General features: G+C 40.5%; 17 protein-coding genes. 7 read left to right on the top strand and 10 right to left on the bottom strand.

From position 1 onward, the window contains the following. Nucleotides 1-300 precede the first annotated feature (300 nt). Entirely contained in the window at nt 301-651 is a 351-nt protein-coding gene (locus I8748_RS13105) for a hypothetical protein (protein WP_198125019.1), read from the bottom strand. Nucleotides 652-988: 337 nt separating this feature from the next. Between I8748_RS13105 and I8748_RS13100 the strand changes: the two genes are divergently transcribed. Next, on the top strand, nt 989-2,113 hold the full coding sequence (locus tag I8748_RS13100; RefSeq protein ID WP_198125061.1) for a site-2 protease family protein: 1,125 nt from the start codon (nt 989-991) through the stop codon (nt 2,111-2,113). 179 nt (nt 2,114-2,292) lie between these two features. Here I8748_RS13100 and coaBC read toward each other — a convergent pair whose 3' ends face one another. The 3 genes from coaBC to I8748_RS13085 form a co-directional block, all read right to left on the bottom strand. Continuing rightward, entirely contained in the window at nt 2,293-3,537 is a 1,245-nt protein-coding gene (gene coaBC / locus I8748_RS13095; RefSeq protein ID WP_198125018.1) for a bifunctional phosphopantothenoylcysteine decarboxylase/phosphopantothenate--cysteine ligase CoaBC, read from the bottom strand. 100 nt (nt 3,538-3,637) lie between these two features. After that, nucleotides 3,638-3,850 carry a protein IsiD gene (gene isiD / locus I8748_RS13090; protein WP_198125017.1) on the bottom strand — a complete coding sequence of 71 codons (213 nt, stop codon included), beginning with the start codon at nt 3,848-3,850 and terminating at the stop codon, nt 3,638-3,640. Nucleotides 3,851-4,004: 154 nt separating this feature from the next. Then, entirely contained in the window at nt 4,005-4,625 is a 621-nt protein-coding gene (locus I8748_RS13085) for an alpha/beta hydrolase (RefSeq protein WP_404800306.1), read from the bottom strand. Nucleotides 4,626-5,129: 504 nt separating this feature from the next. Between I8748_RS13085 and I8748_RS13080 the strand changes: the two genes are divergently transcribed. Both I8748_RS13080 and purH read left to right on the top strand, forming a co-directional pair. Then, nucleotides 5,130-5,774: a DUF6429 family protein gene (locus I8748_RS13080; RefSeq protein ID WP_198125015.1), complete on the top strand. Its 645-nt coding sequence runs from the start codon at nt 5,130-5,132 to the stop codon at nt 5,772-5,774. Nucleotides 5,775-6,027: 253 nt separating this feature from the next. Next, nucleotides 6,028-7,548 (top strand): bifunctional phosphoribosylaminoimidazolecarboxamide formyltransferase/IMP cyclohydrolase, encoded by a 1,521-nt coding sequence (purH, locus tag I8748_RS13075; protein WP_198125014.1) that lies wholly within the window; start codon nt 6,028-6,030, stop codon nt 7,546-7,548. 624 nt (nt 7,549-8,172) lie between these two features. Here the strand turns inward: purH and I8748_RS13070 are convergent. From I8748_RS13070 to I8748_RS13060, 3 genes are all read right to left on the bottom strand, one after another. Further along, nucleotides 8,173-8,907, bottom strand: a complete 735-nt coding sequence (locus I8748_RS13070; protein ID WP_198125013.1) for a DUF3891 family protein — start codon at nt 8,905-8,907, stop codon at nt 8,173-8,175. A gap of 493 nt (nt 8,908-9,400) precedes the next feature. After that, the gene (locus tag I8748_RS13065) at nt 9,401-10,093 is read right to left on the bottom strand and encodes a manganese catalase family protein (protein WP_198125012.1); all 693 of its coding nucleotides are present in this window, start codon (nt 10,091-10,093) and stop codon (nt 9,401-9,403) included. A 251-nt stretch (nt 10,094-10,344) separates the two neighbouring features. Next, nucleotides 10,345-10,617, bottom strand: coding sequence for a GlsB/YeaQ/YmgE family stress response membrane protein (locus tag I8748_RS13060; protein ID WP_096556269.1), 273 nt, complete (start codon nt 10,615-10,617; stop codon nt 10,345-10,347). A gap of 323 nt (nt 10,618-10,940) precedes the next feature. Between I8748_RS13060 and I8748_RS13055 the strand changes: the two genes are divergently transcribed. The 3 genes from I8748_RS13055 (at nt 10,941) to I8748_RS13045 (ending at nt 12,356) form a co-directional block, all read left to right on the top strand. Continuing rightward, the gene (locus I8748_RS13055) at nt 10,941-11,231 is read left to right on the top strand and encodes an HNH endonuclease (protein WP_318781219.1); all 291 of its coding nucleotides are present in this window, start codon (nt 10,941-10,943) and stop codon (nt 11,229-11,231) included. A gap of 100 nt (nt 11,232-11,331) precedes the next feature. Next, nucleotides 11,332-11,685: a hypothetical protein gene (locus I8748_RS13050; protein WP_198125011.1), complete on the top strand. Its 354-nt coding sequence runs from the start codon at nt 11,332-11,334 to the stop codon at nt 11,683-11,685. 218 nt (nt 11,686-11,903) lie between these two features. Beyond that, complete coding sequence (locus tag I8748_RS13045; RefSeq protein WP_198125010.1) at nt 11,904-12,356, top strand: Hsp20/alpha crystallin family protein; 453 nt, start codon at nt 11,904-11,906, stop codon at nt 12,354-12,356. 117 nt (nt 12,357-12,473) lie between these two features. Here I8748_RS13045 and I8748_RS13040 read toward each other — a convergent pair whose 3' ends face one another. The 3 genes from I8748_RS13040 to I8748_RS13030 all read right to left on the bottom strand — a co-directional run bounded on the left by I8748_RS13040 (nt 12,474) and on the right by I8748_RS13030 (nt 15,544). Continuing rightward, nucleotides 12,474-12,764, bottom strand: coding sequence for a hypothetical protein (locus tag I8748_RS13040; protein ID WP_198125009.1), 291 nt, complete (start codon nt 12,762-12,764; stop codon nt 12,474-12,476). A gap of 494 nt (nt 12,765-13,258) precedes the next feature. Continuing rightward, nucleotides 13,259-14,641 (bottom strand): oxygen-independent coproporphyrinogen III oxidase, encoded by a 1,383-nt coding sequence (hemN, locus tag I8748_RS13035; protein ID WP_198125008.1) that lies wholly within the window; start codon nt 14,639-14,641, stop codon nt 13,259-13,261. Between the two features lie 189 nt (nt 14,642-14,830). After that, nucleotides 14,831-15,544: a biliverdin-producing heme oxygenase gene (locus I8748_RS13030; RefSeq protein ID WP_198125007.1), complete on the bottom strand. Its 714-nt coding sequence runs from the start codon at nt 15,542-15,544 to the stop codon at nt 14,831-14,833. A gap of 235 nt (nt 15,545-15,779) precedes the next feature. Between I8748_RS13030 and I8748_RS34590 the strand changes: the two genes are divergently transcribed. Beyond that, nucleotides 15,780-16,006, top strand: a 227-nt coding sequence (locus I8748_RS34590) for a hypothetical protein (protein ID WP_214662543.1), incomplete at its 3' end; no start/stop codon positions are given.

Here is a 16,006-nt window from a genome sequence, read left to right as displayed (position 1 = left end):
CAAGAAGCCAATATAAGCTATCACTGCAAACATTTATGTTTCTCCACAATACTTCACTAAATCTATTGAATCATTACTTTCTAGTGATTAGTCATTAGTCAACGGTCAATAGTCAAAAAGTCTTTGTTTTGCACGCCAGTGTTTATAGCAAAGTGCTGAGTGCTGAGTGCTGAGTTAAGAGTTAGGAGTTAAGAGTTAGGAGTTAAGAGTTAGTATTTTCCCCCTCATCCCCCTCATCTCCCTCATCTCCCTCATCCCCCCGCATCTCCCTGGTTGTGGATGTTGTTTGCAGCGTAGATTCTAATAAACCAATGGGGCCATGTTACGCATCTGTCGTAAGGAATTTATACAAGCCGGGCAGTCACAGTTAAATAGGGTGACTGCCATTTCGCTTTCTTCGACGTTGAACTCTAGCATGGGAACATCATCGTTAGAAAACTCAACCTCAGTCTGATTGCTAGGAATTTGAGCTAATACTGAAGCCCTAGCACATACAAAACCAACTTTATGATAATTACGTACACAGGATAGTTTATCTGTGCTTTTTGCTTTTGGTTCTGTCGCTTGTGCTTGATTAAATATTGCTCCCATAGAGAGGAGTGAGCTAATCAGCACAGGCGTAGAAAGCAAGCTAAGTATAATTTTGTTCATCAGTTTCCTTCTCACACAATCCCGACTGCTCAGATTATTTTGATTAAATCTTACAGTTCAAGTGAATGTCCATCAGGAATACAAGAAACTTGCATATTTGTATAAGTTCCTGAATTCATGCTCAATCTCATCCCCCTCATCCCCCTCATCCCCCTTATCCCCGCATCAGCCTTAACATGCAAACTCAATGTTTTACAACATATTCCCAATAACCGTACCTTCACGGACGGACACCACGACCGTTAGTAAGATTAAAATTGCTTAACATTTCGTTACACTAAAAACATCGAGAGCAACAAAAGCAAATCTCTCGCAGATGAAATCAAAGGTGAACGACATGAATGGCACAATTCGCGTTGGTAATCTCTTCGGAATTCCCTTCTATATCCACCCGTCATGGTTTTTAGTTCTGGGCTTGGTGACTTGGAGTTATAGCAGCGGACTAGCGGTGCAATTTCCTCAACTATCTGGGGGATTGGCATTGGTACTAGGATTAATCACAGCGTTGTCGTTGTTTGCCTCTGTCGTCGCCCATGAATTAGGACACAGTTTCGTGGCAATTCGCCAGGGAATTGATGTTAAATCAATCACACTATTTATATTTGGTGGTTTAGCAAGCTTAGAAAAAGAGTCAGAAACCCCAGCGGAGGCTTTTTGGGTAGCGATCGCAGGCCCCTTGGTTAGCCTGATACTATGCGGTATCATTACAGTCATTGGTGTTACCACTGCTGCATCCGGCCCATTGGCTGCAATTCTCGGTGTCCTAGCTTCTGTAAACTTGGCACTAGCGTTGTTTAACTTAATTCCTGGTTTACCCTTGGATGGTGGTAATATCCTCAAAGCCCTAGTTTGGAAAATTACAGGCAATCCTTACAAAGGTGTAACCTTCGCTAGTCGAGTTGGGCAAATCTTTGGCTGGGTAGCTGTTACTTCTGGCTTACTTCCCCTACTGTTCTTTGGTAGCTTTGCTAATATTTGGAACTTGTTAGTCGGTTTCTTCTTGCTACAAAATGCTGGTAATGCAGCTCAATATGCGAGAGTACAAGAACAACTCACAGGTTTGACAGCAGAAGACGCTGTAACAGTCAATAGCCCAATCGTATCTGAAAACCTCAGCCTGAGAGAATTTGCTGATGAGCGGATATTAAATAGCCAAGACTGGCGTAAATTCTTAGTCACAGATAATAATGGACAATTGGTAGGTGCGATCGCAGTTGATGACTTAAGAACCATTCCTACAACACAGTGGTCATCAACTCAAATTAAAGAAGTTATGCGACCTATTGCCCAATCTACCACAGTCAAATCAACTCAACCGCTGTTAGAAGTAGTGCAGCTACTCGAACAACAAAAATTGTCAGCACTTCCTGTAATTCGTGATAACGGTGTGCTAGTCGGGATTTTAGAAAAAGCTGCGGTTATCCAACTACTGCAAAGCAGATACCAACCCAACCCTGCATAGTTCAAATACTCCTTCTCAAACCTCCCTCACAATTGCTGAGGGAGTTTTTTTGTAAGCAATTGTCAAACAATAAACCTCTTGCAAAAGTAGCTATTAGCGCTCTTTTCTTTGCACCTTAGCGTCTTTGCGTGAGGCAAAAAAGATTTATCTAAGAGGTCTTCACAACTCATCTAGGATTGTTATATTTCTCCACTAACAACAAAATCAAATAAATGATGCGCCATTTGCAACTTAGAACAAGGTGCAATTTCTACCTTACGCCCATGCGAATCTAAAAATATTGCTTGATTGTTGTCACTACCAAAACCACTATCAGGTTGATCGATGGGATTAGCAACAATAAAATCCAACTTCTTATTCTGCAACTTTTCATTAGCTGGCGTGACAATATCTCCTGTTTGTGCTGCAAACCCAATTAAACATTGATGCGGTTGTTTCAGCTGTCCTAATTGGGCGACAATATCCGGTACAGGTTCTAGGGGTAAGGCTTGGGGGAGCGATCGCTTGGCTAATTTCTCTGTACTATAGTCTCTGGGCTTAACATCCGCCACAGCCGCCGACATGACAATCACAGCAGCATCAGGTAAATATTCCAGCATTACCTGCTGCATTTGTTCTGCATTGATGATAGAAATTCCTTGTACTCCTAATGGTACATCCCAACTGGCAGGCCCATGTACCAAAGTCACACTTGCCCCTCGATGGAATGCAGCCTGTGCTAAAGCCAACCCCATTTTACCCGTGGAAGGATTGCCAATAAACCGAACTGGGTCAAGATATTCTCGCGTTCCCCCAGCACTAATTAACACTCGCTTCCCAGCTAAATCTCGCTTACCTTGAGTGTGTAACAGCGATTGGATGTGAGAAATAATCTCAGGGGGTTCTGCCATTCTTCCAGCACCGACGCGATCGCACGCCAACAACCCCGATGCTGTACCATTACCATGATATCGGCTATCTGTCAATAGTTGATGCCAATTTCGCTGCACCGCCTGTTGTTCCCACATATCTGTGTTCATGGCTGGCGCTAACAGCACCGGACAAGTGGAAGCCAGTACAGTATTTGTGAGTAAATTGTCAGCCATGCCGTAGGCTAACTTGGCTAAAGTATTAGCAGTTAAAGGTGCGATTAGCATCATATCTGCCCATTCACCCAACTCAATATGCAGCGGACGCGAGTGAATTGGTTGCCAGAAATGATCATCTGTGTATGCAGCGTGACGGGATAGGGTGGCTAAAGTCAGAGGTGTGATAAACTCTTGCGCTGAACGAGTGAGAATAACTCTAATTTCCACCCCAGCTTTAAACAACGTCGAAACCACCTCACAAACTTTGTAGGCGGCGATACCACCGCCTACGCCAATCAGAACCCTTGGCAATTTTAGATTTGGGATTTGAGATTTTGGATTTAAGGGAGATTGCATTGGCAATTTTGGATCAAGCGAGTGATACATTAACCCCGATAATCTCTAATTTTAGCCAGTCAACCACAATCCAAAATCTCAAATTTAAAATCCAAAATCTTTATGCTTCGTCGTAGGGTTCTAAATCTAAGAGGTACACATAGGGTTCAACTAACTCCGGACGCTGAAAAGCGATCGCGCGCAATAGATGCCAATCATTTAAACCCTCAAAAGCATTGCTGTAATTATCGAGTTCCAAACGATTCGCCAGCTCTTCCACCTCTGTTGGTGTCATGGCAGCAATTTCTTTTTTGGAAATGCTTAGAGTTTTCATAATGCTTGCCCCTCCCTTATGCAGCATTCGCACCCAGCATGGATTGAGTTGCGCTTGACGCAGCCACCCAATCTATATTACTCACTAGAGGGCATGAATTTCGTAAAAATTTTTAGGATTTTTACCTGAATTTAAAAAAAAGTTGCAACTGTGACTAACCAATTGCATTCACAACAAAATTTCGTAGCACCTCTAACATTTGTGGACTAATTTCATGTCCCATATCAAATTCATGGTATTCCGTCGCAACACCTAAAGATTTTATAGTGTCGCGTGCTTTGATGGCAGCTTGCAGCGGCACAACTTCATCCTTAGTACCATGCATAATCAAAGTCGGTGGCAAAGTACTTTTAGCTGTCGTTTCCACATCTGGATGCAAATATCCACTCATCACAACTAAACCTGCTAGGGGCAACATTAACCCTACATCCAAAGTCATAGCTCCACCTTGAGAAAAGCCACTTAAAATTGTGCGTGATAATGGCACACCAGTAGAACCTTCCAAAGATTGCAACCAATCTATTAACTGTTGCCGACTTTCTGCCAAACCTTCAAACATATTTTCCGTCCTCAAGTCGTACCACGCCCTCCCTATAGCCGAATAGGGATAAGGATAAGGTGCATTCGGAAATATAAACTGATATTCAGGCAATCTGAAAAAAGGTAATAAAGATGCGACATCCTCAGCATTAGCTCCCCAACCGTGTAAAGTGACTATTAGTCCGACGGGAGGTTGAGAAGTTGAGGGGGGGAAGGTAATGAATTGCAAAGACAGAGGCTTACTCCTAAAAATCTAACTCTTTTAGTAAATATTATCGCTGTCAGGATGATTGTGTATACTTGGGAAAATATAGCAGTGTGCTTTGATTTTTGAACTTACTTGCGTAGGCAGGGAGTAGGGAGTAGGGAGTAGGGAATAGGAAAGAACCCTTGTTGAGTTGTACTGAATTTTTTTGAATCAAATAGAAGTCCTGTATCTAGTCAAAATTTAATTAAAATTCATTAAATAAAAATATTAATTTATAATTTACTTTCATGTAAATTTTATTTTTTAAAAAAGCAAAATGCATAAGGAAAATTTTGAAGCATTCACTGACTCCCCAGCATTGAAAAAAAATGCTATTCACCTCTGTGGTCAAGAATTTATTGATAGCTTGACTAAAAAAGACTATATGCGAAAGATAGTGAATTCTGGGCAGAGGTTAATAAACAGCTAAATATTCCTGATGATGCTTATGAAAGCAAACAGGCTAGAGAAAAAGCTGAACGTGAACGACTGTTGTTAGAGAAGAAAGCTAAAGAGCAAGCAGAAGAGCAAAGATTACTGGCAAGCAAAAAGGAAATATTCAGTAAAAACAGAAAAGGATGGAAAATCACTGTCTTTCAACTTCCAGAATCAAATACAACATTTAGCAAAAAATTTCTAGCAGAGTGTACTAAAGATAAAGAATTACTACAAACTGTTTGGTTTTATAATACTCAAGGAGACGCATACAGTCAAGCTTGTAATCTTGCAGATAACTTTGAAATGCAACAAGAAAAATTCTTAATTTTTCTGGAACATTACACAGTAATGAAACCTTTATATCTAATGATTATATACCTGTCGGGTGGAGATCAACACAATTGCTACCTTAAAACTCATCAAGAGTCTAAAGAAAATTTTACTGGCATTAGCTTTTGGAATGGATTTGATTTTGAGATAATCAATGCTTTAGTAGCGGAAGGATTATTAGAACTATCAAACAGTAGAAAAACTCTGATAATGAATAAAACAGGTATGAAATTAGCAAGAGATTTACTACAAAAAATTAATCTTGATGGAGTAGACAGGCTCCTAGAGCAGCGAGACTATCATGAAGAATATATTAATCATATAAGTGAATTAGATATGATGGAATATGAAGAAGAAGAGGAACAATAGATGTTGACTTGGCACAATATCTGCCACCTGTAAGAGTATTAATAGTATCTGTAGGGTGTGTTATCGCGCAGCGTAACGCACCTTACGTATAAGATTTCAAAAATTAAATGTGAGTCCTATACCTGCCATCTCTAGCAGTCTTAATAGAGAAAAGTGATAACCAGATAATTATTCCTCATGGTCTTGAAGTGAACCAAAGCTTATGCAAAACTTGAGATCCTTCGCTTCTAGCCTAAATTTGAGGAATTGAGTCATGGCGCGTCTAGCACTGCTGAGTGTATCTAATAAAACTAATTTAATTGACTTAGCCCGTAGCTTGGTTGAAGAATTTGACTTTGATTTAATCAGCAGTGGGGGAACAGCCCAAGCCCTTAAAGATGCGGGTTTACCTGTCACCAAAGTTGCAGATTACACAGGTTCACCAGAAATTTTAGGTGGACGAGTCAAAACGCTACATCCCCGCATTCATGGCGGAATTTTGGCAAGGCGAGATGTCCCGCAAGATATCACAGATTTAGAAAATAACCAAATTCGCCCGATTGATTTGGTGGTAGTAAATCTTTATCCTTTTGAGGAAACTATTGCTAAACCAGGGGTGACATTAGCCCAAGCCGTTGAACAAATTGATATCGGCGGCCCTGCTATGCTACGCGCTGCATCGAAAAATTTCGCACATTTGACAGTATTATGCGATCCGGCTCAGTATGACGAGTATTTGCAAGAATTGCGGCAAAACAACGGCGAAGCGTCTTTAGAGTTTCGCCAGAAAGCTGCTTTAAAAGGATTTTTGCATACTTCTAGTTACGACCAAGCGATCGCATCCTACCTCGCAGGCACACAAAACTACAACCTGAGCGGCAGACAATTGCAATCTCTGCGCTACGGTGAAAACCCTCATCAACCCGCCGCCTGGTATCAAACTGGTACTACCCCCACAGGATGGGCAGCTGCAACCAAACTCCAAGGCAAAGAACTTAGTTACAATAACTTAGTTGATTTAGAAGCTGCACGCCGCATAATTTCTGAGTTCACTGATACCCCCGCAGCCACAATTATCAAACACACAAATCCTTGCGGTACAGCACTAGGCAACACTATTGTAGAAGCTTATCAAAAAGCTTTCAATGCAGATTCGACTTCCGCCTTTGGTGGTATTGTTGCCCTCAACCGTGAGATTGATGCTGCTACCGCTAGCGAGTTAACCAAAACATTTTTAGAATGTGTGGTTGCACCAAGTTGTGATGCAGCAGCGCAAGAAATTCTTGCCAAAAAATCCAACGTGCGAGTTTTGACTTTACCAGATTTGAGCAGTGGCCCCAAAGAAACAGTCAAAGCGATCGCAGGCGGTTTCCTTGTCCAAGCTAGTGATGATATGATCGCTGACACTAGTCAATGGCAAGTCGCCACCGAACGTCAACCCACTCCAGAAGAGTTAGCAGAATTACTGTTTGCCTGGAAAGTTTGCAAACATGTGAAATCAAATGCGATCGTAGTGACAAGCGATCGCACTACGCTAGGTGTAGGTGCTGGGCAAATGAATCGGGTCGGCTCAGTTAAAATCGCTTTAGAACAAGCTGGAGAAAAAGCCAAAGGTGCAATTCTAGCCAGCGATGGATTTTTCCCCTTTGATGATTCAGTCAAAGCAGCAGCAGCAGCAGGAATTACAGCCATTGTTCAACCAGGAGGTAGTGTACGGGATCAAACAGTCATCAAAACTGCTAATGAACTGGGTTTAGTGATGTTGTTAACGGGTGTACGTCACTTTTTACACTAGGCTGATGGCTGATGACTGATAACTGTACCTGATGCCATTTCACTTAATTACTGGTACAAATTCTTTCACCCCTGCACCCCTGCACCCCTGCTGCCTACTAGTATCAGCATAGTAAAAGAGTATAAGATGGTGCAGTTCATAAAGTGTCACTCATACTACTTACTGTAGAAGACAATAAGTGATATTCTTCAGTTGTGTGTGAGGAGCAAGTTAAAAATAAAAAGCGTCTGGGGTGGAAACACGGCAACACTCCCAGGCGCTTTTTAATTTGCGTGCAGAAATTGGTAATTTACAAAACTTTATCTAAAATATTTGCCATTTTATGAAAGAGGTGATAATATACTGTTGTGTGTGAGGAGCAAGTTGAAAATAAAAAGCGTCTGGGGTGGAAACACGGCAACACTCCCAGGCGCTTTTTAATTTAGGTACAAAAATTGTCCAGTTGGTAAACTGTCACATAATATACTCAATATTCAAGAAAACGAGTATATTCTCTAATTGTGTGAGGAGTAGGGTTAAAAGTAGAAAGCGTCTGAAGTGGAAACAAGGCAACACTTCCAGGCGCTTTTTAATTGGCTTACCAGTCAATAGTCAATAGTTAGCACTCAGCACTTTGCTACATATCTAACTTTTGACAAAAGTCCACTCCAGTACCTTAATTGGAGCTTTTTGAAGTGCTTCGGTTAGTTCGTCGTTGTTCTCAAATTTTAGCTGTTCTAGATCACAGGCTTCGACATTGACAGTAAAGCGATCATTTTCAAACGGCCAAGGTTTGACAGTAACTAAGCCATCTGCAAACTGCTTTATATCATAGCGTTGCTCGTCTGGGCCCTTACTAATTTCTAAAAACCGTTCATCGGCTGGTAGTTCCTGCATACAGAGGATGAGTGAAAGGCGATCGCACCACTGCATAAATGCATAAGCTGCATCTACTTCTTCCTTGGGGATACCCAGTTCCTTACGCCAACGTTGCTGGTTTTGCCGTTGTTCATCAAGAAATTCGTCTAATTCTTTTGATTGACCTCGTTTTCCTTCATTCAACCGACTCGTATGCATTGAAGTTAATAAAGTTACCCACCGTCCCCGGTAACGAGCATTCTTTATGGAATCTGCCAATGGTTTAATAGACCCAACACCTGGTGGAGTTAAGGTGAAATCTAGTGGCGCTCCCTTTTCAGTCAGATGATTCCCTTCCCATTCTTTCTCTAAATCATCATGATGGGAAATTGCCGCGATCGTCTCATAAATACGTGCTGGTGCATTTTGCCGTCGCCATTGTCCTGCCAATTGAGCAGCTAGCAAAGCATGAGCGCGGTGATAAATGATTTCCCAACCTTTTTGTGTTGCGTTGACAATCACCAGTTAGTCTCCTCTATCTAAGTTGTGATTTTTCAATTTGCCTGTGTCAATTTGGTTAATCACAAATAATTAATGGAAAATCGTTCAAAAAAACTCATCTTCTTCTGCATGAAAAGAAATGGATAACCGCAGAGTTTAGGGATAGAAAATGGGGAATTGGAATTTTTTTTCCATTCCCCATGTGCAATTCCTCATTCCCAAAAACTTTATAATTTATGCACATGAGTTTTTCTTAGCCAACAACTACTTTTTCAGAGCTAGCAAATTGACTAATTAAATTTCTCTAAATGTGCTAAAAAAATCTATCCTTAAGGCAACATGCCTACAGTGTCATCAAATGATCAGCTAAAACACATTTAAATTGCATAACTACTTCATCTAGTTGTTCTTTGTCATAGGTCATTAGTCATTTGTAATTACAAAGGATAAAGGACTAATGACTAATGACAATCTTAACCAGATTATTTGCAATTTTGACTCACATTAGCTTATTTCATGAAGAATGACTTTCAAGTGGGTTAGCAATATATTTGAATGTTGGCTCAGAATTCCAAGGGCCACGCTCATCTTTATTACCATTTGTAGATAGATTGTAATAAAGAGCGACAGTTTCATCAGGCTGAATATTGCCAAAGAAAGGATCTGTCAATTTACCCAAAGAATCTAGAGCTTTCATAAACATTTGGGTATGAGAAATCTCTCTTGTTAAGAGATGAACCAAAGTTTCTTTAGTTCCTTGATCTGTTGCCAATTTAATCAATTCTTCGTAAGTTTGGCGAGCGCCTGCTTCGGCTGCAATATTCGCTCTCAAATCGCGTACTACATCTCCACCTTCATTCAAGTAAGCCGCAGTCCAAGCGTTACCTTGACTATCTAAAAAGTGGGGGCCTATACCTCGTACAGCGAATAAAGTGCTTTTATAAGCCTCTGTTTGATCTGTATTCTTGGTATGAGCTTCAATGAGTTTACCAACCATCTCTAAATGGCTAAATTCCTCGATTGCAATGTCTTGAAGCATATCTCGGATGCCAGCATTTTCGACATGAAATGATTGTACCCAATATTGTAGAGCTGCTGATAGTTCTCCAGTTGCTCCACCAAACTGCTCAAGCAGTAACTGAGCAAAACGAGGGTTGGCGTCATCAACGTTTACAACATGAATTGGCTCTTTTTTGTGGAAAAACATAAAGTGTCACTTCAATGAACTTCAAAGATTAATTGTGGACAAGAGGATAGATGATTTTGTCTTTCCTAATAATTTTGTCCAGTGTTGCCACAGAAATTCAAATCCTGTTAATAGATAGCTATATTTTGGTAAGCTATAAAACTGACCTCAACAGGAATAATGTCTATTGATGAACCTTGTTCCAGGCTTATAAAAGTAGATGCATTCCCTATGTAAGGTTTGTTTTTAACATCTATTACAACTTATTTAAATTAAGCGTTGCTGCTTCTTCTCAACAGTCCCCAGAGGTAGATAGCAATAATTGCACCAATTACTGCAATAAAGAGACCCGGAAGAGTTAAACTAGCCGCAGTTAGTTGCAAAGTTCCGTATTGCAATAGTGAATACAAGCTACCACCGATGAAAGCACCGACAATACCTAAAATCATTGTTGAAAGGATTCCACCACCTTGATAACCTGGATAAATCGCTTTAGCGATCGCACCAGCTAACAATCCCAATATTATCCAAGCAATGATATTCATAACTTCCTCATAAATCTCATCTGTATCCACCTTAGCAATCTTGATTCATAATCATTTCCACCAGATGAGAGAAATACTAAAGCCAAAAGGTAGATAAAATATTTGATTTCAAAAAACAGTATTTTCATTCTTGAGGTGATTTGCAATTTTGGCTAAGACAAATCACTGATAATTCTTGATGTTTTCTACCTTCTCAAATTAATATATGACCATATTTGATTATTGAAATAATAGGGAAGCCACTACTGCGGATGCTGGGCGATCGCGTGCAGAATGTGTTGAGTGATAGCTATCCTATTAAAATAGGGTTCTAGCAAAATCACGTGTCTAACAACCAACTACAGCAATGTGAACTATGCCAAAGGGAGATGGAACATTTAACTATCCATCACTTAGTTCCGCGACAAAATACCAAACGCAAAAAACAAGACCCAGGCCCAACAGCAAATATCTGTTCTGCCTGCCATCGCCAGATTCATGCGTTGTTTAACAATAAGCTACTTGCCAGAGAACTCAACACATTAGACAAGCTTACCAATGAGCCGCAAATGCAAAAATTCTTGGCGTGGGTAAAAAAACAAGACCCAGGTAAGCGAATTTCAGTGCATCGTTAAACAATCAAGTGCGAGTCTCACCACTTGTATCTGAATGTAGATGCGCTCTACTAGTTTAGAGTAGTAAGCAAAGGTGATATCAATGATTGCAAACATCACTATGACTAACTCTCAACCTCCACTGCCAGAACCCCAACTAGAAAAAGCGGGTATTACCTTTGACCAGTATATAGAATTTACCCCAGAAAAGTTAGAACTGTGGGACGGATATCTAGGCTACGGTGGACAAAACCAGCTTGGCTTTCATTTGGCTGTTTTAAGAAATATGGGACTACTCACAGCAATTCGCCACACGGAATTGTCTCTGTGGATAGAAGCCCTAGACCGTCATCTCAGAGAAAAGCTAGAAACCATCAGCACTCAACCGGAAGTAGCCGAAGCTTTGTTAAATCGTCTGAATCGGGCAATGGAAGATTTAGCAGCAGTGGCAGAGTATTTAGAGGTAGAGGAATAAAATAAGTAAGTATTAATAGTGATTATTCTGGTTTACCGAACTGCAAAATTCGAGTAACCCGTAACGTTTTGTCTGCCTAATTTAGTGCGGTAATCATCATTTTATGAGGTGAAGAAAACCGAATATGCCATATTTTGGGGTAGGAATATTATGAACATGTAAGCACTAAAACAAGTGCAAAAACGATTAAACAAAAATTAATTAAAGGAATCAGAGTTATGGCACTAGTTCGTTGGAATCCCTGGAGAGAAATTGACACCCTACAACGTCAAATCAACAGTTTATTTGAAGATACCATAGTACCATCTACTCTGTTGGACAGAGACTTGATCAAAGTTCCGGCTGCTGAGTTACACGAAACTGGCGATACTCTGCATCTGAGGCTAGAACTGCCAGGAATCGACGCTAAAGACCTCGATATTCAAGTTACAGAAAATGCCGTTTACATTAGCGGTGAGCGCAAGTCTGAAACTAAAACTGAAAACAATGGCACTATTAAGAGCGAATTTTACTATGGTAAATTCCAGCGTGTAATTCCTCTATCTGCTCGGATTCAAAATACCAATGTCACCGCAGATTATAAAGACGGTATCTTGAATTTGACACTACCCAAGTCTGAGCAAGAAAAGAACAAAGTTGTCAAGGTTAATTTGGAACAACCTACTGCTTAGTGTGAAACTACGAATCCTCCAATAATTGATTGAGATAGCTAAAAGCCCAGTTATGAGATGACTGGGCTTTTTTGTAGGCGATCGCTCTTTTTGACTCTCAGAATCGGGGCGATCGCTTTAAGAGCTTTGCTGTAAACCTACTCGTCGTTGACGCTCTTGCAAAGCAGATAATTCCCATTCTTTACGCTCTTTTGAAATTTTGGGATTTCTATGTAACCAGTTGTAGAGAGCAATAATACTGTCTTTTGCATGAATATTACTTTCAAAAAGCAGAAACTGTTCTTTAAAGCCAACTAGATACCACCAGATAAACACTTCACCAAATAAATCTGGAATCAGAGTAGCTTTGACTTGACGGTACTTGATTGCTGTATACAAACGTTGATAGAAATTAGCTAATTGCAACAAATGAAAAGCCTCTTCAGGAAATTCTTGCCTAAGAGTAACTAGCGTGGAATTTGGATGATGTTCAATAAGTTTATTAGTGATGATTCTGGGTTTGTATAATTTACTACTGCAAAATTCTCGGTAAGTCGAAGGTAGTTTGCAGTTTGCTTTTATGAGTAGTGATAAACCAAGATATTATGCTACCCACAATCGTACCGACGAGGGCAGTTATTATTTTATCCATGCTTTATTTGAAGTTCACTCTTTTTTAATGCATGAATACACCATCTCATTTATTGATTCCTGAAATTAATGTCTGTTCAGATCTTGCACCTGAACCTGAGTACGCCTTGAACTTAAGTTCAAGGCTTATAGCTCAAGTCCGTTAAAACGGACTGAAATTTATGTTTAGTAAGGTTTAGCTTACTTCAGCTTTGAGCCAAGAAATAAATTTCTTGGCGGTAAATTAGGCAGGAGTAAGATTTGAGTTAACAAATCAGCTGGGTAAGTCCTGTTTAAATAGTACGTGAATATTGTTTGTCTCGTTTTTGATAATGTGTATCAAAAACAACAGCAATATTTCTCACCAGTAGTCTGCCGATATCTATAACTTGGATGTGGCTTTTTGATATACTCACAAGTCCATCAACTTCTAGCGGCTTTAATGCTTCTAATTCCTGGGAGAAATATTCATCGAAATTGATGTGATATTTCTCTTCAATATCTTGTTTATACAACTGAAAGTGAGACATGATAGACATAATTATATCTCGTCTCATAATATCATCTGGCGTCAATTTGATGCCTTTATTAATTGGTAGTATATCCTTAGTAACTGCTTGATAATAATCCTTTAACTGCTTGTGGTTTTGAAAATAAGCATCCTTTAACATACTGATGGATGTAGCACCAAAGCCAAACAATTCGGTTTCAGCGTGGGTAGTGTAGCCTTGGAAGTTGCGTTGTAGAGTGCGATCGCGTTGGGCGATCGCTAGTTCATCATCAGATTTAGCAAAATGATCCATGCCAATAAATACATACTGGCTACTCGTCAATTCCTCAATGGTCATTTTGAGAATTTCTAACTTTTCCTGCGGTTTAGGCAATGCTTCTTGAGGAATATTTTTTTGTGCTGGCTTCAACCAAGGTATATAAGCAAAGTTAAAGACAACAATTCGGTCTGGGTCTAGTGCAATGGTTTTTTTGACTGTTTCTCGAAATGTCTGGAGAGTTTGATAAGGTAGACCATAAATTAAGTCTACATTCACACTTTCAAACTTAGCTGCTTTAATCCAGCCCATGACATCAAACAGCATTTCTTCTGGCTGGATACGATTCACAGCGGCTTGCACTTGGTAATTAAAATCTTGGATACCAAAACTAATGCGGTTAAATCCAATATCCCTCAAGAAGAGAATGTAGTTTTTATCAACATAACGAGGATTAATTTCAATAGAAATTTCTGCTTGTGGATCAATGGTGAAATATTGAGTAATATTTTTCCACAATAATTCAACTTGATGGCGTTCCAAGTAGTTCGGTGTTCCGCCACCCCAATGGATCTGAAGCACCTTTCTATCTGAATCAATTAAGGTTGACGTGTTCTTGATTTCCCTAACCAAATTATCCACATAAGGTTCAGCAATTTTCTTGTTGTTAGAAATTACTGTATTACAGCCACAGAAGTAGCAAGCAGTTTGACAAAACGGGATATGGAAATACAAAGATAACGGAGTCTTTCTTTGGTTTGAAGAAGCGATCGCGGCTTGAAAATCAGTGGCGGTAAATCCTTCACTTAACTCTGTAGCGGGTGGGTAACTGGTGTATCTGGGCGCTGGAGTATCGTACTTTTTGATCATATCCAGATCAAATTTGACACCAGGTGATAAAAAAACCATTGGGTTACTTTCCAATAAATGTATAGGGATGGGGGGATGAGGAGATGGGGGATGGGGAGATGGGGAGATGGGGGGCTTTGGGGCCCCCTCTGGGGTTGGGGGGCAATGGGGAGATGGGGGGATGGGGAGAAAATAATAACTCTTAACTCTTAACTCCTAACTCCTAACTCCTAACTCCTAACTCCTAACTCAGCACTCAGCAACTTCAGTGCTGCCAGGGTTATCAGGACGCGTTAGGCTATTGAACAATACTTGACCAAAGGCTTTGATTAAATTTCCTTCTAGTTCTTGAGCCATTTGCATATTAAACTCGAAGGCATTATTAGCTTCTGCAACAATCCTATCTACCATTACATCATCGATGGGCAGTGCGTTTAGAGCCTGACGATACTTTTCTTTAAATGCTTTTTTGTCAGGAATCTGCTCAAAATTATAAAAAGATGTGCCTTCGTAGCCAGATAAGTTCAAGGTTGACTGAGCAATTTTTTGCAACATCTGACCGCCAGAGAGGTCGCCCATGTAGCGGGTATAGGTATGACCTATCAACAGAATAGGTTCGTTAGCAGACAGTTGCTGAATACGAGCAATGTAGGTCTTGGCGGCTTTTGAAGGGGTGATTTGTCCTTTCCACTCATTACCGTAATAGAACAGCATATCTTTCTCTAGAAAGGCTTGGCGATTCAATTCTGGGAAATAAACCGCACCAAGCACTGGATGGTTTTGGTGGCTCGCTATTGCTCCTTCTAGTTCGCTGTAGATGTAATACAAGTTGCCTAAAAATTTGGCGAAACACTCCCTATCCACAAGCCCTTTGAGAAAACATTTCATGAATCCCACATTTTCCGCCGCTGTGTGAGCTTGTCGCGTACCAGAGCGCAGTTTGACGGCTAGATTGCTACTCATTGTTGCTTCCTTGATAATTGGGAATTGGGAATTGGGAATTGGGAATTGAGCTTTGCCCCTTCGGGTTCGGCAGTGACGCTCCTGCGTCGCTAACGCTGCGCTAACGGAATCGGCGGAAACCGCCAAGACTCCGACTGCCTCACCAAGTGGAGCATGTGGCGTCATTGGGCATTGGGACAACTCTTTGCTAGTCCCCATTACCTAGTCCCCAGTTCCCAATCCCTAATCTTGGTCAATGCCAGAGTTAGAAGATTGTTATTCTATGTTTAGAGAGGATCTGCATCACTCTATCCAGCACGTATCACTGCCGATACAGATCCCAGCTATTTTTATTTTTCTCTCACAAAATTATTTAACTATCAATAGTTCTATAACTATACAGCCATTAAGATTTCTTTATATTTACGGTCAGTTGTCAGTTGTTATTCCCCCCATCTCCCCATCTCCCCTGCTCCCCCCACC

The sequence above is a fragment of the Amazonocrinis nigriterrae CENA67 genome, from assembly GCF_016056305.1.
In the GTDB taxonomy this organism is placed as follows: domain Bacteria; phylum Cyanobacteriota; class Cyanobacteriia; order Cyanobacteriales; family Nostocaceae; genus Amazonocrinis; species Amazonocrinis nigriterrae.
Note: the sequence above shows the minus strand (reverse complement) of the source record. Positions and strands in the feature narration are given on the sequence as shown.

Excerpts from the sequence above, each read along its gene's own strand:
- coaBC (WP_198125018.1), bottom strand. The coding sequence starts at position 3,537 with ATGCAATCTCCCTTAAATCCAAAATCTCAAATCCCAAATCTAAAATTG.
- I8748_RS13045 (WP_198125010.1), top strand. The coding sequence starts at position 11,904 with ATGGCACTAGTTCGTTGGAATCCCTGGAGAGAAATTGACACCCTACAA.
- I8748_RS13105 (WP_198125019.1), bottom strand. The coding sequence starts at position 651 with ATGAACAAAATTATACTTAGCTTGCTTTCTACGCCTGTGCTGATTAGC.
- I8748_RS13030 (WP_198125007.1), bottom strand. The coding sequence starts at position 15,544 with ATGAGTAGCAATCTAGCCGTCAAACTGCGCTCTGGTACGCGACAAGCT.
- I8748_RS13100 (WP_198125061.1), top strand. The coding sequence starts at position 989 with ATGAATGGCACAATTCGCGTTGGTAATCTCTTCGGAATTCCCTTCTAT.
- I8748_RS13050 (WP_198125011.1), top strand. The coding sequence starts at position 11,332 with ATGACTAACTCTCAACCTCCACTGCCAGAACCCCAACTAGAAAAAGCG.
- purH (WP_198125014.1), top strand. The coding sequence starts at position 6,028 with ATGGCGCGTCTAGCACTGCTGAGTGTATCTAATAAAACTAATTTAATT.
- isiD (WP_198125017.1), bottom strand. The coding sequence starts at position 3,850 with ATGAAAACTCTAAGCATTTCCAAAAAAGAAATTGCTGCCATGACACCA.
- hemN (WP_198125008.1), bottom strand. The coding sequence starts at position 14,641 with ATGGTTTTTTTATCACCTGGTGTCAAATTTGATCTGGATATGATCAAA.
- I8748_RS13065 (WP_198125012.1), bottom strand. The coding sequence starts at position 10,093 with ATGTTTTTCCACAAAAAAGAGCCAATTCATGTTGTAAACGTTGATGAC.
- I8748_RS13060 (WP_096556269.1), bottom strand. The coding sequence starts at position 10,617 with ATGAATATCATTGCTTGGATAATATTGGGATTGTTAGCTGGTGCGATC.